Consider the following 22,167-nt stretch of genomic DNA (forward strand, 5'->3'; position numbering starts at 1 on the left):
CCGCTGTGAGGCGATCGGGACTGCTGGGAGCGTCCTCCGCGGCCGCCGCGGAACTGCTGCTGGCAGGCCCGCGTCTGCTCTCCCGCGGCGCGCCGGCCGCGGTCGGCGTGACCGCCGGCGCGGTGGCCGGGACGGCACGCGCCGGGGCGCGCGGAGCGGAAGGCGCACTCCGAGTGGGCCGGGTCGCCCGTGCCGCCCTGCACGGACCGGGCGCCGGAGCCTGGCGTTCGGGGCGCCGGGCACACCTGGCGCTCCGCGCCGAGACCCCGGAGCGGGTACGGCGGGAGGGGGGCGCCGAACCCGCGGCACGGCGCGTCGCCGCCTCGCTGGAGCGCCGCCCGGACGTCGACTACGCCTACTGGGACAGCGGGCTGAAGCGGCTGGTGGTCGCCGCGGCGGAGGGCGGCGTGACCGACCGGATAGTGGACCGGGCGACCGGACTGGCCCGTCGGCACGGCCTCGGCTCGACGGACGAGACGGTGGAGGAGTTCGCGCACCCCGGCGACCCGGCGGGCGTGCGGACGGCCGCGGCGGCGCTGCTGGCCGACGCGGTCGGCACGGCGGCCGGACTGCTCGCGCGCTCGCTGCGGCTGCCGCCCTCGCCGCGGCTGGTGACCGCCGCCGTGACCCTGCTGCGGGAGAACCCCCGCGCTCGCCGCCTGCTGCGCGCACGGCTGGGCCGCTCGCGGATGGACCTGCTGCTGGCCGCGGCCAACGCCGCCGCGCACGGCACCGGGCAGACCCCGACCGCCCTGCTGCTCGACGGGGCGCTGCGGACCCTGCAACTGGCGGACGCGGTGGCCCGGGCGGCGGCCTTCGACGCCGACCACGACCTGCTGTGCGCACCGGACCGCCCCGACGTCGCCCCGGACGCCCGCACACGTCCGCCGCTGCGCACCACGCCCGCCCAGGAGTACGCCGCCCACGCGGGCACCGGAAGCGTCCTCGGCGCGGCCGCCACGCTGCTGGTCAAGCACGAGCCGGCCGACGCGGCCGAGGCGGTGCTGGCCGGCTCGCCCAAGGCCGCCCGCTACGGCCCCGCCGCCTTCAACGCCGTACTCGGCTGCGCGCTGGCCCGTACCGGTGTGCTGGTGCGCGATCCGGAGCGGCTGAGGCAGTTGGAGAACGTGCGCACGCTCGTGCTGCACCCCACCGCGCTGCGCACCGCCGGCGGTGCGGACCCGTGGGCCGAGTCCGTCCTGGACGCCGCGCGGCGGGCCGGACTGGACGTCGTGGTCGTCGAGGATCCCGCACTGGAGGAACTCACCGGCCTCGCCGACCACGTGGTGCGCGGCGGCCGACGGTTCGCCGAGGTCGTGTCGGCGCTGCGCGGGCCCGGCGGCGTCATGACGGTCGCCCGGCCCGCCTCGGCCGACGACCGGGACGTGCTGGCCGGGCTGCTCGCCGGCGACGTGGCCGTCGCGCTCGCGGACCGGGACGCCGCCGTCGTGTGGGGAGCGGACCTGGTGGTACCGCGGGGCGCCCCCGACGTCTGGCGGCTGCTGACCGCGATTCCCGCGGCACGCGTGGTCGGGCGCCGGGCCCAGGTCCTGGCCCGGTCCGGCGCCGCCCTGTCCGGGCTGCTCGTCGCCGTCGGCGGGGCGCGCGGCGGCCGGCGCACCCCCCTGCCGGGGCTGCGACACGCGCCGGTCGACGCCGGTGCGGCGGTCGCCCTGGTGAGCGGTGCCCGTGCGGCGTTCTCCGTGGCGGCGGCCCGGGAGCCGCATCCCCGGCCCCGGGTGGCGTGGCACGAGCTGGCCCCGGACACCGTGCGCGACCGTCTCGCCCACCGGGCCGAGGAGGAGGCGCCGACCCCGCTGGAACGCGCCACCGACCGCGTCCGCCGAGCCGTCGGCACCGCCGGCGGTGCACCGGTCCTGGCACCGGCCCGCTGGACGGTCGGGCTCGCCCGCGCGGTACGCGGCGAACTGGACGATCCGCTCACTCCGGTGCTCGCGGTCGGCTCGGCGGCCTCCGCGATCCTCGGCTCGGCCGTCGACGCGCTGCTGGTCATCGGCGCGCTCGACATCAACGCCCTGGTCGGCGGTGTGCAACGGCTCCGTGCCGAGCGGGCGCTGTCCGGGCTGCGGGACGAGCAGAAGCGGAAGGCCCGCGTAGCGGCCGAACCGGGGCCGCGGACCGTGGACGCGTTCCGGCTGGCGCCGGGCGATGTGATCGAACTGCAGGGCGACGACGTCGTCCCCGCCGACGCGCGCCTGCTGTGGACGGAGGGCCTGGAGGTGGACGAGTCGGCGCTCACCGGCGAGTCGCTGCCGGTGGAGAAGCAGACGGATCCCGCCCCCCACGTGCCGGTCGCGGAGCGCCACTGCATGGTCTTCGAGGGGACCACGGTGGTGGCCGGGGAAGCCCGCGCCGTCGTCGTGGAGACCGGCGAGCGAACCGAGGCGGCCCGCGCCGCCTCCCTGGCCGCCCGCACACCGCCGGCCGGGGGCGTGCAGGCGCGCCTGCAGGAACTCACCGGCCGCGCACTGCCGTTGACCCTGGCGGGCGGCGCCGCGGTGACCGGGCTGGCGCTGCTGCGCGGCACTCCGGTCCGGCAGGCGGTGAGCGGCGGCGTGGCCGTGGCCGTGGCCGCCGTCCCGGAGGGACTTCCGCTGGTGGCGACCGTGGCGCAACTGGCGGCGGCCAGACGGCTCAGCCACCGGGGCGTCCTGGTCCGTGCCCCGCGCACCCTGGAGGCGCTGGGCCGGATGGACACCGTCTGCTTCGACAAGACGGGCACGCTGACCGAGAACCGGCTGCGCCTGGTACGCACCACCGGCGCGGACGGGGCCCGGACGAGCGACGGGAACGTGCTGCGGACCGCCGCGCGCGCCTGCCCGAGGCTCAACGGCGGTACCGCGCAGCCCGTCCACGCCACCGACGAGGCGATCCTGGACGCCGCCGACCGCGATCCGGAGTGGGAGCAGTGCGAGGGCCGGCCGTTCGAGGCGGGTCGCGGCTACGCGGCCGCCGTGGGACGCGGCGCGGACGGGGTGCGGGTGCTGGTGGTCAAGGGGGCGCCGGAGACCGTCCTGCCCGCCTGCACGGGTCCTCCGGCCCGTGCCGCGGGCACCGCCCACTCCCTGGCCCGGGACGGCCTGCGCGTCCTGGCGGTGGCTCTGCGAGCCCTCGGTGAGGGGGAGGACGCCGCCGACGTCATCGACGAGCCGTTGCACGGCCTGGAGTTCACCGGCATGGTGGCGCTGGCCGACGTGCCGCGGGAGACGTCCACGGCGCTGGTGCGGGGGCTGCGGGAGGAGGGCGTCCGGCCGGTGATGCTGACCGGCGACCACCCCCAGACCGCCAGGGCGATCGCCGTGCAGCTCGGGTGGGCCGCGGACACGACCGTCGTCACCGGGGACGAACTCGCCGCCGCCGACCGGGCGGAACGCGTCCGCATGCTGAGCGGCGCCGGCGTGGTGGCCCGGGTGGCGCCCGAGCAGAAGCTGATGGTCGTGGAGGCGATTCGGGACGGCGGCCGGGTGGTCGGCATGGTCGGCGACGGCGCCAACGACGCGGCGGCCATCCGTGCCGCGGATGTCGGCGTCGGCATCAACGCGCGCGGTTCGGCCGCGGCGCGCAACGCGGCCGACCTGGTCCTCACCGACGACCTCGGCGCGCTCGTCGAGGCCGTCGGCGAGGGCCGCGCCCTGTGGCACAGCGTCGCCGACGCCATCGCGATCCTGATCGGCGGGAACGCGGGGGAGGTCGGGTTCGGCGTGGTGGGCACGCTGCTCGGCGGGTCCGCGCCGCTGTCGACACGGCAGATGCTGCTGGTGAACCTGTTCACGGACCTGTTCCCGGCCATGGCCGTCGCGGTCGCCCCGCGGCCGGCCGCCTCCGCCGGCCACGCCGGTGAGCCGCTCGGCACGTCGCTGCTCGGCACGCCGCTGATGCGGCAGATCCGCCACCGGGCCCTCACCACCTGCCTGGGCGCGGTGGTGGCCTGGCTGTTCGGCCGGTTCACCCCGGGAACGCGCCGCCGGTCCACGACGATGGCGTTGTGCGCGGTGGTGGGCACCCAACTCGCCCAGACCCTCGCCGACCGCCGCGACAGCCCCCTGGTGCGGGCCACCGTGCTCGGTTCGGCCGCGGCCCTGGTGCTGCTGGTGCAGACTCCCGGGCCGAGCCACTTCTTCGGCTGCACCCCGCTCGGACCGCTCGCCTGGGCCTCGGTCCTCGCCGCGATCGTCCTCGCGGTCCTCGGGCAGCAGGCGCTGCCGGAGGTGGAGCGGGCGGTGCTGAGGCTCGGCCGGGCGGCGCACGCCGCATCACCCCCGCCGGGATGAGCGGACCGCCGGGCGGCCGGCGCGGCCCGGGACCCGCGACGCGCGGGCGGCACGCTCCCTCCCCGCGCCTCCGGCCCCGCTGCGCTGACGGGGTGCCATGACCGCGACGGTCACGCGTGTCCGTTCGTATGGAAAGTGATCATGCGGTTACGTTGCGTGTGTGCTAGAAGCATCGTTTCTTAATCTTTCCGACCGGTCCGAGGCCGACAGCGCCGTGTCCGTGTGGCCCGCCTGGGAAGTGCAGGAGGACGCCGGAGCGACGGCGTGGTTCCAGGTCCGCCTCGCGTTCCGCGACGGTGCCCGGGTCGACGTCCTCGCGGTGGTGGCCGACGGATGCGTGTCCCTGGAGGACGTACGCGCCCAACCGCCGCTCTCTTTGGCCGACTTGACCCAGCTCGCGGACTGGATCGAGGGACCGCTGTTCGAGGCCTGCGGATCGAGGCCGGAGACCGCCGCGTACGGGTCCGCCGGGTGGGAGGACGGGGGAGTGGGCGTGGAGCCCGCCCACGGCTCGACCGAGCCCCACGCGGCGGCGCCGGATGACGGGGGACGTGTGCGGATCGTCGAGGCGCGGGGTTGGAACGGTCAGCAGGACTGGAACGGCCCCGCGATCGAGGGTGCCCGGGTGGTCCGGGAGAGCCCAGGCGGGCGGGACGGCTGGAACCGAGAGGACGGGGACGGCCGGAACGGCTGGGAGGGCTGGAACGGTTCGGACCGAGAGGGCGGGGACGGCCGGAACGGCTGGGAGGGCTGGGAGGGCTGGGACGGCGACGGCGGTGGGGGCGGCGAGCCGCCGGACGCCATGGCGTCCGGCGCGCGGCGGGCCCGCCCGGCCTGGCCCCGCGGCGTCGAGGGCCGCAGGCTGATCGCCGAGGAGTACCGTGCGGCCCGCGACGACGGCGTCGACCCGGTGCTGGCGGTGATGTGCGCGACCGGTCACAGCCGGCGCAAGACCCTGCGCCTCATCGCCCAGGCCCGCGACGCGGGTTACCTCGCGCCGCGGCATGCCCGCCGCTGACGCCGGGCCGACCGCGGGGACCAGTCCCGCGGGGACCCGTCCGGCGGGGCCGGACCGTATCCGGTGCGCATGCCGCAGGGGCCGGACCCGCGGGCGCGGATTCCGTGTGGCCGTGCGGCACGCCCCACCGGAGCGCCGGTCGGTCCGCGAACCCGCCTCGCCCGACCGCCGGGGCGATGACGCGCCGATCGATCACCGGCCACCTGCGTTGAACGGCCCGGCCACTGCCGCTGTGACGCCCGGCCGCCGGCTTCGGACCCCGGTCGCGGGGGCGTCCCGCTACCGCCGCTGCGGCCGGGCGCCGGTCGAGAAGAACCGCGAGAGGTCCCGCTCGCAGGATGTCCGGGGCTCTTCGGTGTCCGGGGGGTCCCCCATGTCCCACTCCAGCCGGTACCGCCCGAACAGCTCCGCGCGCAGGTCCGTGAGTGTCATCGGCACGTTCGGCAGCACCATCGCGTAGACGGCGCCCATGAGCCAGGACCGCAGCATCGGGTAGTCGGCGTCCACGTCCTGCGATCCGTACCGGGCCACGGTCTCGCGCAGCAGCTCGGCCAGCCGTTGCTGCTCCGGGCACCGTACGAACCCCTCGGCCTGCAGCAGCCCCGACATGTGCTGGCGCATCAGCACGGTGTGGTCCCGGGCCAGGCCGAGGACGGCGTCGACGGCCCGTGCCATCCGCTCGCGCCCGTCGTCGGTGCGAGGCTCGCGCTCCAGCGCCTCCTCCAGCGTCCGGTGCATCAGCCGGTGCACGGCGGACTGCACGAGTTGGCGCTTGCCCGGGAAGTAGTACGACACCAACCCCCGGGCCGACCCGGCCCGGTCGGCGATGTCCGTCAGCGTCGTCGCCTCGTACCCGCGCTCGCTGACCAGCTCGACCGCCGCCTGCAGCAGACGCTCACGGGAACGCCGCCGCAATTCTTCATTGACCGAGGCGCTGCGCGGGGACATCCTGGAACTCCTGCGTTGACTGGCTGCCAGCCAACTATACTCAGGGGCGGCGACCGGCCCGCACGGGTGCAGGTCGCGTCTGCCGTCCGTCTCGGGCGACGCGGGGGATCGTCCGAGACGGACCTCTTCTCCCCTGATGGTGGCCTGAGGCTACGGGGCGAACGTCCAGGTCATACGCCAGATCCCCTACGCAGCCGGCTCATCTTCCCGATCACTAATCTGCGGTGTGGGAGATTCCTGGGAGATCAACTCGACTGACGCCTTCTCCCCGCGGCGAGGTCGAGGAACATCCCACTCCCGGTGATGGTCCCTCGCTACCGCCGAGGTCTCCCACAACCTGTGCAGGTCCGCCGCGATGTCCAACTCCATCGCCAGCGTCGTGTGACTGTAGGTTCCCTCAACCCCAGGTACAACGTGCCGCATCCGCTCTTCCACTGCTACCCGCGGATGCTTCAACTCATCCAGCCAGACCTTCATCGAGTGGCGAAGACCGTGCGGAACCAGATTCTCGATGCCGGCAACCGCCATCATGTCCGGCAGCCGCGACGGCCTTCCCAGACGGTCCGGCTCGGCGCTATGCCCGTCGACGAAGCGCCGCCACACGTCGGCGTAGAAGTACGCACCCGTGTCCATCTTCCGGCCCGTGGGACTCGGAAAAACCCACGGCGACGTGTGCGACTCCAGCACTTGGCCCAGCACACCGGCCAGGAATGGAGGGAGGATGATGCTGCCGGTCGACTCGTACTTCGGCGCCACCTGCCGCTTCTCGCCGTCGACGTACTGGCTCTGCTCCTGTACGAGGAGACGGCAGCCCTGCCCGTGGTCCTTCAACAGCAGATGCTCCCGGCGCAGGCCGGCCACCTCGGAGATCCGAAGCCCGCAGTAGGCGATGGTGAGAACCATCCCGTAGCCGACGATGCCGCGCATCGCGTAGGCGTTGCGGGCCAGCAGCCATGTCTGGCGCGGGGTGGCGATGACCACCTCGTCGTGCTGCTGCTTGCCCTTGTAGCGACCGCGGCGGCGGGACTTCAACGTCGGGACGGGGTTGTCTCCGCGAACCTTGGAGGCGACCGCATCATCGAACATGACCCGCATCACGGACATGATCGACTTCACGTAGCGCGGCTTGTACCTGCCACGCAGGTCCTTCTCCCACGTCTTGACGGCGACCTCGCTGACGTCTCCCATCGCGATGTCGCCCCACCGCGGCAGGACCACCGACCGCAGACGCTGCCGGTATGTCCTGTCGCTCCGGTTGGCCAACTCCACCGACTCGATCCACAGCTCCGCCCACTCGGCGACGGTGATCCGGCTGTCCCGAGGGTTGATGAATGTCTTGCGCCGCACGTCGACCTCAAGGCCGGCTGCGAAGTTCTCGGCATCCCGCGCCCTGTAGAACGGCTGTCCGTTGTCGTCGCGGCTGACGCTCCCGTAGGTGACGCCGTCAGGCAGGAGATACCTGCCGCGGTACCTGTACTTGCGGGCCGCCTTGTCGTAGCCGCGCTTCTCGCTGTACGCCATCGGCCACCTCGCCACCGGTCAGCTGCTGATGGCGTGCAGTGCTGCGCGGACGGTCGATGAGTCGAGTCGTCGCCATCCATTGATGGTACTGCTGAGTACTTTCTGCAGAGCGCGTGCACCGCGCTCCGTGATCAGATCTTCGTCGATGTAGACGGTGAATACGCCGTTGTCGTGGTCCTCGACCCAGACATCGACGTGGAACGGCATTCCAGTCACACTCAGAACCCGCACAGACATAGGTCTCCCTACCCCAGGCCACCGCGGGCGCCCTCCTTCGTGGTGTCCTACATCACATCACACGACGGGGCTGCATGTAGAGGGGTTGTGCGCTTTGAGCATGCAGATGACTACGAGCCGTTAGCTGCCCGGGGCTCGTCTTCGCCCGGGAGTCGACGGAGCTCCTGCTCGGTGCGGCGCCACGCGAGAAGGGCTTCCTGGATCTCTTCGGGAGTGGCGTCGGGGCGGCCGCGCACAACGACGGTCATGCGGGCGCCATCGGTGCCCGGCAGTTGGATGACGGTGGAGTCGAGGAGCGGGTCGCTGCTCTCCAGCTCGTCGACGATCCGCAGAGGGAGGTCTCGGCGCATCTGGGCCCTGTCGTCAGCCGGCTCGTGCAGGGTAGTGGGCGTTTCGCCGCGAAGGATGGCGAGACCGGATTCGGGAGCCCAGCCGAGGTGAGGTTCGACCTTGGCGAGAGAAGGCGGGATGCGGGGCCGTCGGTCACCGTTCTCCAGGTTCTGGATGGTGCCTTCGCTGACTCCGGCCAGGTCGGCGAGGTCGACCTGGCGGAGGCCGCGTGCTTCCCGAGCCGCCCTGATGGCGGCTCCGAGCTCGACCCATGCCCAAGTGGTCCGGTCCTCTGTCATGACTGCCATCATGCCGCACGGTTTGGCAACACGCACCCACCGGCTCCCCCAATTGACCAGGATTGATCGGTGTTGGAGGAGCATTTTTGTTGCTTCGTTAACCGCCTGTTGTGTTTGCGCGCCGTGCGTGCGCCCCTGCGCTCCGCACACCTCTGGCCAAGGTTCGGCCTCAATGGAGGCGACATAGCGCCAACGTAACCCGAACGAACACCCAAAGAATCCGGCGCAACCCTCTTGCTGCTGCCGCGTTATTGGGTCTACGTTGAGTGTGTGAGATCCAACGGAGCCGCAATGAGGGCTATCCGCGAGGCCCAGGGGATCAGCCTTCGGCGGCTCGCGAGAGACATCGGCAGAGATCCAGGCTTCCTCTCCCGCGTCGAGGACGACAAGCAGGGAGCCGGCGACGAAACCCTCCACCTCTACGCCGCCTACCTGGACGTGCCCATCCGCGCCATCACACACCAGGAGATGAATCGTGACCACGAACGACCTTGCTCCCCCCACCGCGACCACGCCTGATCGGCCGACAGAAGCAGCCATCCTGCGCCTCGCCGAAGCGATCGAGCAGTTCACCGCAATGCAGACCGCCGCCGACCTGGAGCTCCGCTGCTTCACTCCCGAGCAGGCCGCCGAGATCCTCGGCAAGAACACCAACTGGGTGCTCGAAGCCTGCCGAGACGGCCGGATCCCTCGCACCTACGTCGGCAAGTCGCCGCGGCTGACGGCCGCGCACATCCGCTGGGTGCAGTCCCAGGGCGAGCGACTGCCGAACAAGTACGCCAAGCCCGCCGCTTGAGCGGCATTGAGCCCCAACCGCCGTCGCACCGGCAGCCGGGGCCCCGCGGCTGACGCCGCGCGATCCACCCACAGATCCCTGAGAGAAACAGGAGTGGACCTGATGGCCATGGTCCCAGATCAATCCGGTGAGTTGGTACTCACCGAGTCCCGCACGATGCGGGCCCAGACCGCCGACCGCGTCGACGTCCTCGACAAGGTCAAGGCACTGGCCCTGCTGCCGGACGGCGTGCACGCCGACATCCCCACCGTCGCCACCTACTACGAGGTCGACGTCGACGCCATCGAGAGCATCATCCGCAGGAACCGCGATGAGCTGACCGAGAACGGCGTGCGGGTCCTTCGCGGTGAGGAATACCGGGCTTTTGTCTCCGTCAACCTGACGGACGCAAACCCAAAGGCTCGTTCCCTGACCGTCTTCTCCCGCCGGGCGATCCTGAACGTCGGCCAGCTCCTCACCGAGTCCGCTGTCGCCCAACGGGTCCGCACCTACCTACTGGAGGTCGAGGAGAAGGCGACGCCGGCTCTGCGCTCCGGAGCCGTCGAGGCGGTCGAGCTCGCCGAGGCCCGCATGCGAGTGCTGAAGGTAGCCGAGGGCATCGTCGACGGCGCATGGCTGGAGACGAAGGCCCGCCTGGTCGCCGCGAAGGCGCTCGGCGAAGAACCGGAGATCGACCCGCTCGACGTGCCGCTGTACGTGCCGGACTTCCTGAAGAGCAAGGGCCTGAAGCGCCGCGAGATCGAGTCGGTGCAGTCCTGGTTCGGCCGGCGCGCAGCCTCCCTGTACGAGGCGGAGCACGGGGAGAAGCCGGGCAAGAGGCAGGCGGATCTGCCGAACGGTTCGGTGCGCAAGACCTACGCCTGGACGGAGCGACACCGGCCCGTCTTCGAGGACACGTGGAACCGCTACTACGCGGCCCAGTTCCCCACCCAGCTCGGATTCGGGGAGGCGTCGTGAGCGACCTGACCCCGTTCGACGAGTACCCGCTCGACGCGTTCGACCAGATCACCAGCCGGGTCCGGATGCTCACTCCGCTGACGGCGCTGTTCGAGCAGGCGGAGGAGGAGCTGAAGGCCACGCACCCGGAGGGGTTCACGCCGGAGGACATCGGCCGTCTCGCCTGGGAGCTTCTGCCGGAGCAGGAGCGGGACCAGGCGTTCGCGGAGCTGCTCTACACGTACTGGGAGGCCTTCGAGGCCGACCGGGAGACGTGGGCCCGCCACGAGGCGGGAGGCCAGCGATGACCGGCCACACCACCACCGTCACGCACTACGCGGTCCGCATCCCCGACGGGCGCGTCCTCGAGGACGGCACCCCCACCAGCCGCAGCGAGCAGGAGACCCGCCTCGCCCGCTACCGCGAGAGCTGGCCCGACGCGGTCCTCGTGCGGCGCGACGTGACCTACAGCACGTGGATGGAGGTCACCTCATGACCAGCCCCACCTCCGACGCACCCCGCGCCCGCCTCAAGGCCGACCTGCGGGACCTGACCGCCCGTCAGCGCGCGCAGGCCGCGGTGGACCGCAGTGTCGCCCGCCTGTGCTGGCTGCTCGCCCACCCGGAAGCCGTCGACGACGCCCCCCACGCCACCGACGGTGAGCTCGCCGAGCAGCGGCATCTCCTCTACGACGCCGACCCCGACGCCGTCACCCCCGCATTCCCCTACCCCACCACGCCGAAGGAGGCGTGACCATGCGCGCCTACGACTTCTGGGACGAGACCGGCACCGTCGAGTCCGGCCCCTACCCCATCGCATCTCTGACCCTGCGCGCCAGCAGCAAGGCCACCGCAAACGACCTCCAGATGATGTTCAAGTCCGGCATGCCGGCCGAGAAGCAGCTTGCCGTCGCTGACCGCGTCCTCGCCGGGGTGCAGCGCTGGAGGGACGGCATCGCCAAAGCCGTCGAGCGGGAGCGCACGGCCGAAGACGAACTCGCCGCCGCACGCGAGGAGATCGCCCGCCTCAAGGCCGCGGCAGGAGGCGAGTGATGGCCGCCCAGTCCACTGCCGCCATCCTCGCCGCCGCGGCTGGCACGGTCGTCGCCGTCGACGGCTGGGACCCCCACGACCACCGCATCATCCGACACCTCGAAACCGCGGCAGGCGACGACCCGGACGCCGCCCACACCGCCTACCAGGCGCTCAGCGACCACCTCATGTGCCCGGCCGGCACGTGGGAGCTCCTCGACCGCAGCCAGCACGACGTCGCCGACGCGCTCATGGGCGCCGCACGGGAGGTGACCGCGTGATGGCCACCATCGAAGCCCTGCCCACCCGGCCGCGGAAGGCGTCCGCATCCCGGCGGCGCAGGCACCTCAAGCAACTGCCCCACCGCCTCCACCAGATCGCACCCGACGCTGCGACCGTCCTCGTCACCCCCATCTGGACCGACACCAGCGGGCCCAGCACCCGCCACTACCTCGCCCGCGCCCTCGACCCCCACGGGCGGCTCATCCGGCTCCCGGCCGGCGGATCCCAGCGCATCGCCGCCCTCCTCCAGGGCGCCTACCCGACCGCCGACTGGGACCGACCCCACACGTGGACAGCCGCCAGCAACGAGCTCACCGAGCGGCGGCCCATGTCGAACCCGGAGATGCGCGCCGCGGTCGCCCGACTGACGGAGCGGACCGCCGACCTGGAGGCCCAGCTCGCCCTCGAGCGGGAGCGCAACTTCGCGCTGCGGGTCGCCCGCGACTTCGCCGACAGCGAGGCGTCCGGCTACGTCGTCCGCACCGGGCTGGTGGCGTCGTGATCTGGGTCGGCCTCGCCGTCATCGCCGCCATGGGCTTCCTGGCCGTGTGGGGGGAGTCCATCGCCCGCCGCCGCATCCAACCGCAGGAGAAGCAGTGACCCTCACCGAATACCTGCCCCGACTCGGAGCCCTCGACCGGCGGCCGAAGCTCGCCCGCAAGCACCGGGCCGCCGACGAGATAGAGCGGCAGCGCGTACTCCGCGCCGGCGCCGAGCTCCTCATCAAGGGCCTCCAGCAGCAGCTCGCCGATCAGGCCGCCGACCATGCTGCCACCGTCTCCCGCATCGACGCCCGGCACGCCGCCACCGTCCGCGAACTGGAGAGGCAGGTCGCCGAGCTGCAGCGGCGCCTGCGGGTCGGCGCCCTCGCCGAAGCTGCTGCCGCGCGCACCCAGGAGCTGCCGATCGTGCGCGTCATGCCGCTCCCGCAAGCCGCCGCAGCCGGACTCCTCAAGCCTGTCACCGACCCCGGCCACACCGGCGGCACGCCCCCGCAGTCGGCCGCGTAGAGCGCCCCCGCGCTCCGCGGCGCCCAGGGCGGCCCGCCCACCACCGAGCGGGCCGCCCGCCCAACCACCCCGAAAGCAGGACACATGACCACCAGCAGCCCCCACATCCCCGCCGACGTCGCCGCCCACGTCCTCTCCCACTTCGGCCGCGGCGGCTACCCCGCAGGCGACTGGGCCGAATCCCTCATCAGCCTCATCGACCGCGCCGACATGGCCAACCGCGCCAGGCTCGCCAACGCGTTCCCCGACTACGGCGCCGCCATCTACCTCGCCAAGTACGACGAGGACGGCATCACCACCCTCCAGCAGATCGCAGGACTGCCGCAGGCGCCCATCACCTGCACCCGCTGCCGGGACACCGACGGACCGTTCACCGCGGCCGGCCTGTGCGAGGCCTGCGACCAGAACACGCCCGCGGACAGCATCCGATGACCGAGGCGCCGGTCGAGGTCGAGCCCGGCCTCTACGACATCCCCGCCGACCTCTACCACCAAGACCCCATCCCCGGCGGCAGCCTCTCCTCCACCGGCGCCCGCCGCATCACCGACTGCCCCGCCCGCTTCAAGCACCTCCTCGACAACCCCCAGCCCTACAAACCCGAGTTCGAATTCGGCACCGCCGCACACACCGTCGTCCTCGGCAACGGGCCCGAACTCGTCGTCGTCGACGAAAAACGCTGGGACACCAACGAGACCAAAGCCCGCGTCGCCGCCATACGAGCCGCCGGAAAAGTACCCCTCAAGGCCGAGGCCCGCCAGCGCATCGACGACATGGCAGACGCACTCGCCAACCACGCCGAAGCCTCCGACCTACTCACCCCCGGCAGCGGCCTCGCCGAACAGTCCATGTTCTGGCAAGAGAACGGCATCTGGCTCCGCAGCCGCATCGACTGGCTCCGCCCCGACGAAATCGTCGACTACAAGTCGGCCCGATCCGTTCACCCGGACCACCTACAGAAAGCCGTGAACGAGTACGGCTACCACCAGCAGGACGACTTCTACCGGCGCGGAGCCATCCACCTCGGGCTCATCCCGCCCACCGGCTCCTTCAAGTTCATCTGCCAGGAGAAGCAGCCGCCCTACCTGGTGACCGTCGTGGAACTCGACTTCCCCGCCCGCGTCATCGGCGGCGAACTCAACGACCGCGCCTTCTACACCTACGCCATGTGCCGGGAGACCGGCTACTGGCCCGCCTACAGCGAAGGCGTCACTTACCTCTCACTCCCCAAGTGGGTGGAGCGCAAGTACGCCGAGGAGACCTCGTGACCCAGCTCCCGCCGCCCGTCCGCACCGGCCGCCGACCCGCCCCCGAACAGAACCGCTCCACCCCCCAGTTCCAGTTCCAGCCCGCCAACAAAACCGGCCGCAAAGCCCGCCTGTCCATCCAGGGCATGTCCGGCAGCGGCAAGACCTGGACCGGCCTGTCCATCGCCCACGGACTTTCCGAGGGCCGTCGGTTCGCCGTCATCGACACCGAAAGCGGCGCAGCCAGCCTGTACGCCGGCATCGGCGGCATCCAGTTCGACACCGTCTCCATGGACCGCTACGACCCCCGCGACCTCATGCGCGTCCTCGACTCCGCCGCACAAGCCGGCTACCCGACCGTGTTCGTCGACAGCCTCTCCCACTTCTGGAAGGGCACCGACGGCACCCTCGACCAGGTCGAGAAGGCCAGCAGCAGGTACGGCGGCAACAAGTTCGCCGGCTGGAAGGACGGCACCCCGCTCCAGAACGACATGGTCGCCGCGATCCTCGCCTACCCCGGCCACGTCGTCGCCTCGATGCGCTCCTACACCGAGTGGGTGCTGAACGGCGGCAAGCCCGAACGGGTCGGCACCCGGCCTGAGCAGCGCAAGGGCATCGAGTACGAGTTCGACGTCGCCGTCGCGATGGACCTCGACAACCGGCTCGAAGTCCTCAAGTCCCGCTGCCCCGATCTCCACCGCAAGGTCATCGACCGGCCCGTCGGCGCCCGCGACATCGCCGCCCCGCTCCTCGCCTGGCTGCGCTCCACCCCGGAGCCCACCAGCGCGGCACCCGCCGAGCAGTAGCCCGCACCCGCATCAGGGCCGCCCCGCCCGAATCGGGGCGGCCCCACACCCCCAGGAGAACACGAACCATGACCACCGAACTCACCAACCCGAACAGCGACCTGCTCGGCGTCGTCCGCCGCTCCCCAGAAGGCACCCGCCTCGCCGTCCTGTGGCCGTCCCCGCCGCACCCGGCCCGCTGGATGGTCACCGACCGCTGGGGCTCCACCGGCTACGAGGCCGACGAGGTCGTCGCCGCCTGGCCCATCGTCGGCGCTGTCCCCTGCAGCCCCGCCGCCGGGATGACACTCGCCGAGCCGAAGCAGGCGCGAGCAGGGAAGCGCTACCGGATCACCGACGCGCATCTCGACGAAGTCGCCTCCGCATACACCAAGGCCCGCAAGAACGGGCAGGGGCCGACCCGCGCCGTCGCCGACCACTTCAACGTAGCCCACTCCACCGCCGCCAAATGGGTCGGACGCGCCCGCACCGCGGGACTCCTGCCGCCCTGGACCGCCGCAGACCTGGCGCGGACGGAGGCGACCCGATGACGCACATCCAGCCCGCATTCGACGGCATCGAACTCGCCGCCCCGGCACCCCCCAAGACCCGCCGCATAGTCGACGACTACGAAGCCTGGGTCACCGAAGTCTGGGACGCCTTCGTCGAAGCCGCCGACACCCGCAAGCCGTTCACCATCGCCGAGATCGCCGCAGCCAAGAAGCTGCCCGACCCGCCCCACCCCAAGAGCCAGTGGGGCGCCCTGCCCGCCCGCCTGCAGGACGCCGGGATCATCCGCCACCACGGCTTCGGCGGCAGCGAACGCGCACACCAGAGCCTCGTCCACGTCTGGATCGGCGTGCCCGCCGCGCTGCGGGAGACGGTCGCCCGACGCCGCCGCGAAGAGCGAGCCGCACGCCGGGCCGCGGGCCGGCGGAAGACGAGCGCCGCCTGATGGCCGCCCACACCGTCCACCTGTGGTGGCCCCTCGGCACCCTCCTCACCACCGCAGCCGGCCACGCCTGGATCCAGCACGCCCTCCACCGGCGCCGCACACGACGAGGCCGCACATGAAAATCACCGACGACACCCTTGCAGCCCTCCAGGAGCGTGCAGAAACCAACGGCAACCTCCTCTACCTCACCGGGCCGCGCATGGACCCGAAGCTGTACCAGCGCGTCAACGAAGTCCTCGAAGCCGTCGGGGGTCGGTGGATGACCAGCGCGCAGGCGCACGTCTTCCCCGTCGACGCCGCCCAGGCGCTCACCCCCGTGCTGGAGACCGGGCAGGTGGTGACGCTTCGGGAGAAGCGACAGTCGGCCCAGTACTTCCCGACTCCTACGGCCGTCGCCCAGCGGGTCATCGAACTCGCCGCGATCGAGCCGGGCATGGAGGTGCTCGAGCCGTCGGCCGGCTCCGGCGCTATCGCCACCGCAGCGGCGGAGCGTGGCGCGGTCGTCGACTGCATCGAACATGACCCCGGCTACGCGGCCGTCCTCGCCGACAGCGGCGTACCCCGCGCCCTCACGGTCGCTGACTTTCTGACCGTGCCCGCCGAGCCCCGCTACGACCGGGTGGTGATGAACCCGCCCTTCACGAAGGGCAGCGACATGCAGCACGTCGAACACGCCCTCCGATTCATCAAGCCGAAGGGGCTGCTCGTGTCCGTCATGTCGTGGGCCGTCACCTTCCACAGCCGGAAGACCGCGAAGTTCCGGGCCCTCGTCGAAGCCCGCGGCGGCATCGTCGAGGCCGTCCCGGAAGGCGCATTCAAAGAGTCGGGCACCGACGTACCCACCGTCATCGTCACCATCCCCGCCACCCGAACCGCAGACGCCACGCCCACCACCTGGCCGCAGCGGGAAGTGCCCAAGGCCGAAGAACCGGTCTACCGAGACCCGATGGAGATCCTCGGTGAACTCCGCGCCAACCTTCGCGACGCCATGGCCGAGTTCGACGCCCTCGCCGACCTCCTCACCCGCCCCCTGCCAAAGCCCGACGTGATCGAGCCGACCGCAGCCCGCGAAGAGCAGCTGACCTTTGACCTCGGGGAGGCTTCGTGATCCCCGACCAGATCAACGCTGCCATCAACGCCTGGGCGTGGGCGGACGCCAAAGTCGGCGGCTACGGACTCGGCATCGCCCTGGCCGTCCTCGGTATCTGCGCCGTCATCTACGGCACCCGCCACCGCACCGACTACCGCACGTTCCGCGACCACGTTGCCGCCGACCTCCACGGCCACCAGCAACCCCACCCCGAACCCGACCAGCCCGGCACCAACCAGCACACCCTCAACACCTGCCGCGCCATCTGGCACGCCACCCACCACAGGGAGGAGAAACCGTGACCACCGCCAACCGCCCCCAACTCCCGCCGCACGGAGAACGCTCCCGCTACCTGCGCGGCTGCCACTGCACCCCCTGCCGCGACGCCAACAAGCGGTACTGCAAGCAGTACCGCGTCCGCACCATCCGCCGCCCCATCCGCATCGACGCCGAACCCGTCCGCCAACGCCTCCAGCAGTGGACCGACCAGGGCTACAGCCAAACCCAAATCGGCGACGCCGTCGGCAAGAAGTCCGCCGACATCTCCAAACTCCTCAACGGTCAAGCCACCATCGCCCCCACCATCGCCGCCCGCATCCTCCGAACCTCCCGGCCGGCCGGCATCCCTGCCAAAGCCGTCACGGAAAGCATCGGCACCCTCCGTCGCGCCCAAGCCCTCTACGCCATCGGCTACCCCATCTACCGCATCGCCCAGGGCGTACCCATGGCGGCAAACCACCTCAGCCGCCTCCTCGGCCAGCAGCCAGACACCGTCAGCCTCACCGTCGCACAAGGCATGAAGGCCCTCTACGAGCAGCTGCGCTGGCGGTCCGGCCCGTCCCACTACGCAGTCCACGACGCCCGCCGCCGCGGCTACTGCGGCCCCCTCGCCTGGGACGACATCGACGACCCCGACTGCCGGCCCGACATCGCGGACCCGTACAAGCCCACCAGCAAGTACGAGCGGGACCCCGACAAGAACGCCGAGATCCTCCACCTCCACCTCCTCGGCGAATCCAACGCTCAGATCGCCAAGCAGCTCGGCCACAACGAGAAGTACATCCACGACCAGCTCAAAACCATCCTCCGCCGACGCGCCAACCGCCACCCCGACCCCCAGCAGGCAGCCGCCTGACCGCCGGCACACACCACAAAGGCCCCGCCGTGGCGGGGCCCAGGAGGAGAGGAGGAGGGATGTCAGTCGTCGGAGCCGTCGGAGGCCTTCTTGCGGCGCACCACGACCTTGCGCTTCCGGGGCTCGAGGCCCTGCGCCTTGCGCCAGGCGTTGACCTCGCGGACGACGTACATGCGGATGTCCGCCGCGCGGGCGATGCCCTTCTCTTCGCACAGCTGCCCGTACTCCGCCCACGTCTCGTCGTCGATGCGGACCACGCGGCCAGGCAGACCCTTCGTCGTCATGTCGACAGCGTAGCTGACCGTACAACGACTGGTCACCACCCCGATCCGACTCGACTAGCAATTGACCATCCGGTGACCGGTCACCCTCGGGTAGAATCTAAGGCAGGTGAGACACCCGTTCCCAACGCGCTGACCTGCTAATTCGCGCTGCCCAACTCACCACACTCCCGACAAGGAGCACCACCCGAGTGACCGACAACCCCGAACAGCAGCGCCGCCCCGGCGAGTGGCCCGTCAAACAAGACGACACGGACCACGACCAGCTGTACGCCCAGCGCGCCCAGGAACGCGCTCTCTGGGAAATGGTCCTCGGCTCCATCCGCCACCACCTCAACCAGCAGCCCAGCGCCACCGCCATCCGCGCCACCGAACGCCACTGGAAGAACGCCATCACCAACGTCGCCGACGAACTGATCAACACGCGGAGGAACGAACGATGACCACCACCGCGGCACCCACCCTCTTCGACGACGAACCCACCCCCGCCACGCCGACACCCGACGCAAGCACCCGACCCGAACCCCTCCGCAGCCTCCGCCCCGCGCCCGCCCGGCTCATCTCAGCCCGCACCGGCGATCCTCACCACCCCGAAGGCCAGCCGAAGTTGTACCTCGTCGTCACCCGCTGCCCCTACTGCGAGCACCAGCACATCCACCCCGCCGGCCACCCCGACGAACCCCGCCTGTGCCCGCGCAACGCCCGATGCGTCGGCCAGCCCGGCGGCACCTACTACTTCCCGGCGGTGACCCAGTGACCACCGCCCACGAAGCGCCCGCAGACGTGGCCGCAGACATCGACCTCGTCAAAGCCTCCCTCGCCTACCAGTACCAAGACGCACCCGGCCTGCTCAGTATCTGCTCCGACGCAGACCGCTGGGTCGGCCGCCGCTTCACCACCGACGAAGTCGGCATCGCCGCCGCCGCCCGCTACGTCGCCGACCTCGACACCCGCACCCCCAAGGGCATCTACGCACAGGTCACCACCCTCCGCGAGCACCCCGCCAAGGGCCGCGGCGGCAAAGACCTCGCCCACGCCCTCACCTGGCTGTGGGCCGACGGCGACTACGGCACGATCGGCCACAAGCCCGGGCCCGACGAGATGCCCCACCCCATCGACGCCGACCACGTCCGCGAAATCGTCACCTCATCCGGCCTGCCCCACCCATCCGGCTGGGTCGACACCGGCGGCGGATGCAACCCCGTCTGGACCCTCACCGACACGTACGTCATCACCGGCGACGAAGACCGCGCCGCAGTCGAGCAGATGACATCCGCACTACAAGCCATCCTCGGCGCCGCCGCCTACCAACACGGCTGCTCATGGGACACCCAGGTCGGCAACCTTGACCGGCTGATGCGCATCCCCGGCACCGTCAACCGCAAGAGCGGCACGGCCCGCCCGTCCACCAGCTACCCGGGCACCGGCGACACCGTCGACCTGGCCATCATGCGCGAGGCCATCACGCGCCTGGAGCCCGAAGCGCGCCGCATCCTGGAGAAGGCGGCCGCGGAAAAGCGCGCCCGGCAGGACGAACGCACCGGCCGCACCACCCCACCCCCGCGCCTCACCACAGGCTTCCCCCGGTCAACGTCCGGCGCCGGCGTCTTCGACATCCTCGCCACCACCCTCACCTTCCGCGACATCCTCGAACCCGAAGGCTGGACCTACCGCGGCACCGCCGCCGACGGCCGCGAGAAGTGGCTCCGCCCCGCCGGCACCGAAGGCGCCGCCGAGAGCGAGCACAGTCTCGTCTGCGACGACCACGTCGCCGTCAACTGGTCCGAACGCGCAGGGCTCCCCGTCGGCCAGCAGCCCGGCGGGAAGAAGCTCACCATCCCCACCCTCTGGGCACACCTGCACCACGGCGGCAACGAACGCGAAGCCACCCTCGACGTCCTGCGCGCCGCCTTCGACCAGGACGCCACCCCCGCCGCCCGGCGACTGCCCGCCCCCGTCCTCGCCCGCATCCGCCAGACCTGCCGACCCCCGGCCACGCCCCGCGACGACACCCCGCGCGACGACGAGTACTGGCCCACCGAAGAACCCCAAGACGAGGAAGAGCCCGACGACACAACGAGCACCGCCCGGCCCGGGCTCCTGCCCGAAACGTTCTGGAACGCCCGCCCCGTCTTCCAGCACATCCGCCAAGCCGCCCACTCCCAAGGCTGCTCCGGCGACACCGTCCTCTACTCCACCCTCGCCCGCCTCTCCGGCATGATCTCCCACCACATCCGCGCCGTCACCGGCATCGGCGGCCGCGCCAGCCTCAACATCTTCGCCGCCATGGTCGGCACCTCCGGCGCCGGCAAGTCCATCTCCGCCGGATGCGTCCGCGACCTCATGCACCCCGCAGACGACGACTTCCGCGACGGACTGCCCATTGGCTCCGGCGAAGGCATCGCCGAAACCTTCATGGGCTCCGTCGAAGAACCCACCGGCGAGATCCACCAGAAAGGCCCCCACAAGGGCGACCCCGTCATGGCGAAGGTCCGCAAGCAGGTCCGCCACAACGCGTTCTTCTACGTCGACGAAGGCCAGACCATGGCCAAGCTCGGCGAACGCTCCGGCAGCATCCTCGGCGAAACCCTCCGCCGCGCCGCCATCGGCGAAGCCCTCGGCCAGACCAACGCCAGCGAGGAACGCACCCGCTACATCGCCCCCGGCTCCTACAGCCTCGGACTCCTCGCCGGCTTCCAGCCGTCCATCGCCACCGTCCTGCTGGCCGACGCCCACACCGGCACCCCCCAGCGGTTCTTCTGGGGCTGGGCCGACGACCCCACCATCCCCGAGAACCCGCCGCCGTGGCCCGGCCCCATCGAACCCCACCCCGGCCGCATGCGGCCCAACCAGCCCATCGACATCGACTTCCCCGTCAGCATCAAGCGGATGCTGTGGCGCGAGCGCGTCGCCCGCGGCCGCGGCGAGGTAGAAGTCCCCGAGCTCGACGGTCACGCCGGCCTGATGAAGGTCAAGCTCGCCGCCCTCTTCGCGCTTCTCGACGGCGGCCGCCTGAACGTCACCGAAGACGACTGGGAGCTGGCGGAGGTCGTCTGGAAGTCCTCCTGCGCCGTGCGTGACTCCCTGGTCCTGCGCGCGCAGCGAGAGGCCGCGGCGGAGAAGCAGCGCGCCGAGGACGCCAAGGTCCACGCCGAACTGCGGTCCCACGTTGCGAAGAAGGGCGCCGACTTGACGCTGGAGCGCGTCGCGCACCTGGTGCGCCGCCACGCCTCCCAGGTCGGGGGGGTCACGTACGGGGCTCTGAAGAAGGCGCTGGCGTCTCGGGACAGGCCCGTTGCGGAGAAGGCCGTGGACCTGGCTGTGGCGCGCGGCTGGGTGTTCGAGGAGGGGGACCGGATCTGTGTCATTTCGGACTAATCGAAGGTGGACAAGTTCGTGTCCACCTTGGTGGACAAATCCGAGGTGGACAGGTGGACATCTGTCCACCACCCCCTGTCGTGAGAAAAACGGCCCTCAATTCGCCTCTACATATACACACAAAAAGGACATTTACTCTCACTCACGCGCTACGCGAGACAGGGGGTGGTGGACACGCGTCCACCTTGTCCACCTGTCCACCTCCATGCACATGCATACAACCGACAGAGCCCCCTGAGCACCCACGCCCAGACCGCGCCTCGCTCGGTTCCGCCCCGCCCGCGCGCAACCCAACACCCACACCCGCCCCACACCAACGCACCCCCCACCACCAAACCCACCCCCTCCGCCCACGCCGTCGGCGCACCCGACGAACAACGCCCCACCCACACCTGACCTGGGAGCAACCCGCATGAGCCTCACCGAGCACCGCCTCGTCCCAGCAAGCACCGGACGCGCGGGAGCCACCATCCACGCTTCCCGTCTTGAGCACGTGTCCGCCCGGCCGGACCTCGGCCTTACCCCCTGGTATCCGCTCTGTCAGACCACTTGGACTCCGCACCATGCGGATGGGGTCGAGGTGACGTGCAAGACCTGTC

At 71.4% G+C, this 22,167-nt stretch carries 27 protein-coding genes and 2 pseudogenes; 24 read left to right on the plus strand and 5 right to left on the minus strand.

Features of this window, described 5'->3' with window-relative positions; genetic code table 11:
- Nucleotides 1-5 precede the first annotated feature (5 nt).
- The 3 genes and pseudogenes from ACL02U_RS11755 to ACL02U_RS11765 form a co-directional block, all read left to right on the plus strand.
- Nucleotides 6-4,292, plus strand: a complete 4,287-nt coding sequence (locus ACL02U_RS11755) for an HAD-IC family P-type ATPase (protein ID WP_412790675.1) — start codon at nucleotides 6-8, stop codon at nucleotides 4,290-4,292.
- Between the two features lie 214 nt (nucleotides 4,293-4,506).
- Nucleotides 4,507-4,743: pseudogene (locus ACL02U_RS11760) on the plus strand (DUF6214 family protein); the annotation flags it as partial.
- Nucleotides 4,744-5,103: 360 nt separating this feature from the next.
- A pseudogene (locus tag ACL02U_RS11765) lies at nucleotides 5,104-5,310 on the plus strand (DUF6214 family protein); the annotation flags it as partial.
- 279 nt (nucleotides 5,311-5,589) lie between these two features.
- Here the strand turns inward: ACL02U_RS11765 and ACL02U_RS11770 are convergent.
- The 4 genes from ACL02U_RS11770 to ACL02U_RS11785 all read right to left on the minus strand — a co-directional run bounded on the left by ACL02U_RS11770 (nucleotide 5,590) and on the right by ACL02U_RS11785 (nucleotide 8,645).
- Nucleotides 5,590-6,258, minus strand: a complete 669-nt coding sequence (locus ACL02U_RS11770) for a TetR/AcrR family transcriptional regulator (RefSeq protein ID WP_412790676.1) — start codon at nucleotides 6,256-6,258, stop codon at nucleotides 5,590-5,592.
- Between the two features lie 186 nt (nucleotides 6,259-6,444).
- A complete protein-coding gene (locus ACL02U_RS11775) occupies nucleotides 6,445-7,779 on the minus strand; it encodes a tyrosine-type recombinase/integrase (RefSeq protein WP_412790677.1) in 1,335 nt (444 codons plus the stop codon).
- 18 nt (nucleotides 7,780-7,797) lie between these two features.
- Entirely contained in the window at nucleotides 7,798-7,986 is a 189-nt protein-coding gene (locus ACL02U_RS11780; protein WP_412790678.1) for a hypothetical protein, read from the minus strand.
- Between the two features lie 140 nt (nucleotides 7,987-8,126).
- Nucleotides 8,127-8,645: a helix-turn-helix transcriptional regulator gene (locus tag ACL02U_RS11785; RefSeq protein ID WP_412790679.1), complete on the minus strand. Its 519-nt coding sequence runs from the start codon at nucleotides 8,643-8,645 to the stop codon at nucleotides 8,127-8,129.
- A gap of 270 nt (nucleotides 8,646-8,915) precedes the next feature.
- Here ACL02U_RS11785 and ACL02U_RS11790 point away from each other — a divergent pair, with 270 nt between their 5' ends.
- The 18 genes from ACL02U_RS11790 (at nucleotide 8,916) to ACL02U_RS11875 (ending at nucleotide 17,909) form a co-directional block, all read left to right on the plus strand.
- Entirely contained in the window at nucleotides 8,916-9,164 is a 249-nt protein-coding gene (locus ACL02U_RS11790; RefSeq protein ID WP_412790680.1) for a helix-turn-helix domain-containing protein, read from the plus strand.
- Nucleotides 9,121-9,441, plus strand: coding sequence for a helix-turn-helix domain-containing protein (locus tag ACL02U_RS11795; RefSeq protein ID WP_412790681.1), 321 nt, complete (start codon nucleotides 9,121-9,123; stop codon nucleotides 9,439-9,441). Before ACL02U_RS11790 ends, ACL02U_RS11795 begins: the two co-directional genes overlap by 44 nt.
- 102 nt (nucleotides 9,442-9,543) lie before the next feature.
- Complete coding sequence (locus ACL02U_RS11800) at nucleotides 9,544-10,398, plus strand: hypothetical protein (protein ID WP_412790682.1); 855 nt, start codon at nucleotides 9,544-9,546, stop codon at nucleotides 10,396-10,398.
- The gene (locus tag ACL02U_RS11805; protein ID WP_412790683.1) at nucleotides 10,395-10,685 is read left to right on the plus strand and encodes a hypothetical protein; all 291 of its coding nucleotides are present in this window, start codon (nucleotides 10,395-10,397) and stop codon (nucleotides 10,683-10,685) included. Before ACL02U_RS11800 ends, ACL02U_RS11805 begins: the two co-directional genes overlap by 4 nt.
- Complete coding sequence (locus tag ACL02U_RS11810; RefSeq protein WP_412790684.1) at nucleotides 10,682-10,873, plus strand: hypothetical protein; 192 nt, start codon at nucleotides 10,682-10,684, stop codon at nucleotides 10,871-10,873. Before ACL02U_RS11805 ends, ACL02U_RS11810 begins: the two co-directional genes overlap by 4 nt.
- Nucleotides 10,870-11,130, plus strand: coding sequence for a hypothetical protein (locus tag ACL02U_RS11815; protein WP_412790685.1), 261 nt, complete (start codon nucleotides 10,870-10,872; stop codon nucleotides 11,128-11,130). Before ACL02U_RS11810 ends, ACL02U_RS11815 begins: the two co-directional genes overlap by 4 nt.
- Nucleotides 11,127-11,429, plus strand: a complete 303-nt coding sequence (locus tag ACL02U_RS11820) for a hypothetical protein (RefSeq protein WP_412790686.1) — start codon at nucleotides 11,127-11,129, stop codon at nucleotides 11,427-11,429. Before ACL02U_RS11815 ends, ACL02U_RS11820 begins: the two co-directional genes overlap by 4 nt.
- Entirely contained in the window at nucleotides 11,429-11,689 is a 261-nt protein-coding gene (locus tag ACL02U_RS11825) for a hypothetical protein (protein WP_412790687.1), read from the plus strand. The genes ACL02U_RS11820 and ACL02U_RS11825 overlap by 1 nt, the downstream gene beginning before the upstream one ends.
- Nucleotides 11,689-12,192 (plus strand): hypothetical protein, encoded by a 504-nt coding sequence (locus tag ACL02U_RS11830; protein WP_412790688.1) that lies wholly within the window; start codon nucleotides 11,689-11,691, stop codon nucleotides 12,190-12,192. Before ACL02U_RS11825 ends, ACL02U_RS11830 begins: the two co-directional genes overlap by 1 nt.
- A 94-nt stretch (nucleotides 12,193-12,286) precedes the next feature.
- Nucleotides 12,287-12,700, plus strand: coding sequence for a hypothetical protein (locus ACL02U_RS11835; protein ID WP_412790689.1), 414 nt, complete (start codon nucleotides 12,287-12,289; stop codon nucleotides 12,698-12,700).
- Nucleotides 12,701-12,784: 84 nt separating this feature from the next.
- The gene (locus tag ACL02U_RS11840; RefSeq protein WP_412790690.1) at nucleotides 12,785-13,132 is read left to right on the plus strand and encodes a hypothetical protein; all 348 of its coding nucleotides are present in this window, start codon (nucleotides 12,785-12,787) and stop codon (nucleotides 13,130-13,132) included.
- Nucleotides 13,129-13,965 (plus strand): PD-(D/E)XK nuclease-like domain-containing protein, encoded by an 837-nt coding sequence (locus ACL02U_RS11845; RefSeq protein ID WP_412790691.1) that lies wholly within the window; start codon nucleotides 13,129-13,131, stop codon nucleotides 13,963-13,965. Before ACL02U_RS11840 ends, ACL02U_RS11845 begins: the two co-directional genes overlap by 4 nt.
- Nucleotides 13,962-14,750 carry an ATP-binding protein gene (locus ACL02U_RS11850; RefSeq protein WP_412790692.1) on the plus strand — a complete coding sequence of 263 codons (789 nt, stop codon included), beginning with the start codon at nucleotides 13,962-13,964 and terminating at the stop codon, nucleotides 14,748-14,750. Before ACL02U_RS11845 ends, ACL02U_RS11850 begins: the two co-directional genes overlap by 4 nt.
- Nucleotides 14,751-14,818: 68 nt before the next feature.
- Nucleotides 14,819-15,280 carry a hypothetical protein gene (locus ACL02U_RS11855; RefSeq protein WP_412790693.1) on the plus strand — a complete coding sequence of 154 codons (462 nt, stop codon included), beginning with the start codon at nucleotides 14,819-14,821 and terminating at the stop codon, nucleotides 15,278-15,280.
- Nucleotides 15,277-15,684, plus strand: coding sequence for a hypothetical protein (locus ACL02U_RS11860; RefSeq protein WP_412790694.1), 408 nt, complete (start codon nucleotides 15,277-15,279; stop codon nucleotides 15,682-15,684). The genes ACL02U_RS11855 and ACL02U_RS11860 overlap by 4 nt, the downstream gene beginning before the upstream one ends.
- Before the next feature lie 115 nt (nucleotides 15,685-15,799).
- Nucleotides 15,800-16,792: a hypothetical protein gene (locus ACL02U_RS11865; protein WP_412790695.1), complete on the plus strand. Its 993-nt coding sequence runs from the start codon at nucleotides 15,800-15,802 to the stop codon at nucleotides 16,790-16,792.
- Complete coding sequence (locus ACL02U_RS11870; protein ID WP_412790696.1) at nucleotides 16,789-17,076, plus strand: hypothetical protein; 288 nt, start codon at nucleotides 16,789-16,791, stop codon at nucleotides 17,074-17,076. Before ACL02U_RS11865 ends, ACL02U_RS11870 begins: the two co-directional genes overlap by 4 nt.
- Nucleotides 17,073-17,909 (plus strand): hypothetical protein, encoded by an 837-nt coding sequence (locus ACL02U_RS11875; RefSeq protein ID WP_412790697.1) that lies wholly within the window; start codon nucleotides 17,073-17,075, stop codon nucleotides 17,907-17,909. The genes ACL02U_RS11870 and ACL02U_RS11875 overlap by 4 nt, the downstream gene beginning before the upstream one ends.
- A 62-nt stretch (nucleotides 17,910-17,971) precedes the next feature.
- Here ACL02U_RS11875 and ACL02U_RS11880 read toward each other — a convergent pair whose 3' ends face one another.
- Nucleotides 17,972-18,193 (minus strand): hypothetical protein, encoded by a 222-nt coding sequence (locus tag ACL02U_RS11880; RefSeq protein ID WP_412790698.1) that lies wholly within the window; start codon nucleotides 18,191-18,193, stop codon nucleotides 17,972-17,974.
- A gap of 188 nt (nucleotides 18,194-18,381) precedes the next feature.
- On the opposite strand from ACL02U_RS11880, the gene ACL02U_RS11885 reads away from it, so the two are divergent.
- From ACL02U_RS11885 to ACL02U_RS11895, 3 genes are read left to right on the plus strand one after another with little or no spacing between them, the layout of a single operon-like run.
- A complete protein-coding gene (locus ACL02U_RS11885) occupies nucleotides 18,382-18,633 on the plus strand; it encodes a hypothetical protein (protein WP_412790699.1) in 252 nt (83 codons plus the stop codon).
- Nucleotides 18,630-18,947, plus strand: coding sequence for a hypothetical protein (locus ACL02U_RS11890; RefSeq protein ID WP_412790700.1), 318 nt, complete (start codon nucleotides 18,630-18,632; stop codon nucleotides 18,945-18,947). Before ACL02U_RS11885 ends, ACL02U_RS11890 begins: the two co-directional genes overlap by 4 nt.
- Entirely contained in the window at nucleotides 18,944-21,568 is a 2,625-nt protein-coding gene (locus ACL02U_RS11895; RefSeq protein WP_412790701.1) for a hypothetical protein, read from the plus strand. Before ACL02U_RS11890 ends, ACL02U_RS11895 begins: the two co-directional genes overlap by 4 nt.
- The last annotated feature ends 599 nt before the right edge of the window (nucleotides 21,569-22,167 follow it).

The organism is Streptomyces sp. MS06 (assembly GCF_047200655.1).
Lineage (GTDB): Bacteria > Actinomycetota > Actinomycetes > Streptomycetales > Streptomycetaceae > Streptomyces.

Coding starts and splice junctions, on each gene's coding strand:
- ACL02U_RS11770 (WP_412790676.1), bottom strand. CDS start 6,258: ATGTCCCCGCGCAGCGCCTCGGTCAATGAAGAATTGCGGCGGCGTTCC.
- ACL02U_RS11775 (WP_412790677.1), bottom strand. CDS start 7,779: ATGGCGTACAGCGAGAAGCGCGGCTACGACAAGGCGGCCCGCAAGTAC.
- ACL02U_RS11780 (WP_412790678.1), bottom strand. CDS start 7,986: ATGCCGTTCCACGTCGATGTCTGGGTCGAGGACCACGACAACGGCGTA.
- ACL02U_RS11785 (WP_412790679.1), bottom strand. CDS start 8,645: ATGACAGAGGACCGGACCACTTGGGCATGGGTCGAGCTCGGAGCCGCC.
- ACL02U_RS11800 (WP_412790682.1), top strand. CDS start 9,544: ATGGCCATGGTCCCAGATCAATCCGGTGAGTTGGTACTCACCGAGTCC.
- ACL02U_RS11810 (WP_412790684.1), top strand. CDS start 10,682: ATGACCGGCCACACCACCACCGTCACGCACTACGCGGTCCGCATCCCC.
- ACL02U_RS11815 (WP_412790685.1), top strand. CDS start 10,870: ATGACCAGCCCCACCTCCGACGCACCCCGCGCCCGCCTCAAGGCCGAC.
- ACL02U_RS11825 (WP_412790687.1), top strand. CDS start 11,429: ATGGCCGCCCAGTCCACTGCCGCCATCCTCGCCGCCGCGGCTGGCACG.
- ACL02U_RS11830 (WP_412790688.1), top strand. CDS start 11,689: ATGGCCACCATCGAAGCCCTGCCCACCCGGCCGCGGAAGGCGTCCGCA.
- ACL02U_RS11840 (WP_412790690.1), top strand. CDS start 12,785: ATGACCACCAGCAGCCCCCACATCCCCGCCGACGTCGCCGCCCACGTC.
- ACL02U_RS11845 (WP_412790691.1), top strand. CDS start 13,129: ATGACCGAGGCGCCGGTCGAGGTCGAGCCCGGCCTCTACGACATCCCC.
- ACL02U_RS11855 (WP_412790693.1), top strand. CDS start 14,819: ATGACCACCGAACTCACCAACCCGAACAGCGACCTGCTCGGCGTCGTC.
- ACL02U_RS11860 (WP_412790694.1), top strand. CDS start 15,277: ATGACGCACATCCAGCCCGCATTCGACGGCATCGAACTCGCCGCCCCG.
- ACL02U_RS11865 (WP_412790695.1), top strand. CDS start 15,800: ATGAAAATCACCGACGACACCCTTGCAGCCCTCCAGGAGCGTGCAGAA.
- ACL02U_RS11880 (WP_412790698.1), bottom strand. CDS start 18,193: ATGACGACGAAGGGTCTGCCTGGCCGCGTGGTCCGCATCGACGACGAG.
- ACL02U_RS11890 (WP_412790700.1), top strand. CDS start 18,630: ATGACCACCACCGCGGCACCCACCCTCTTCGACGACGAACCCACCCCC.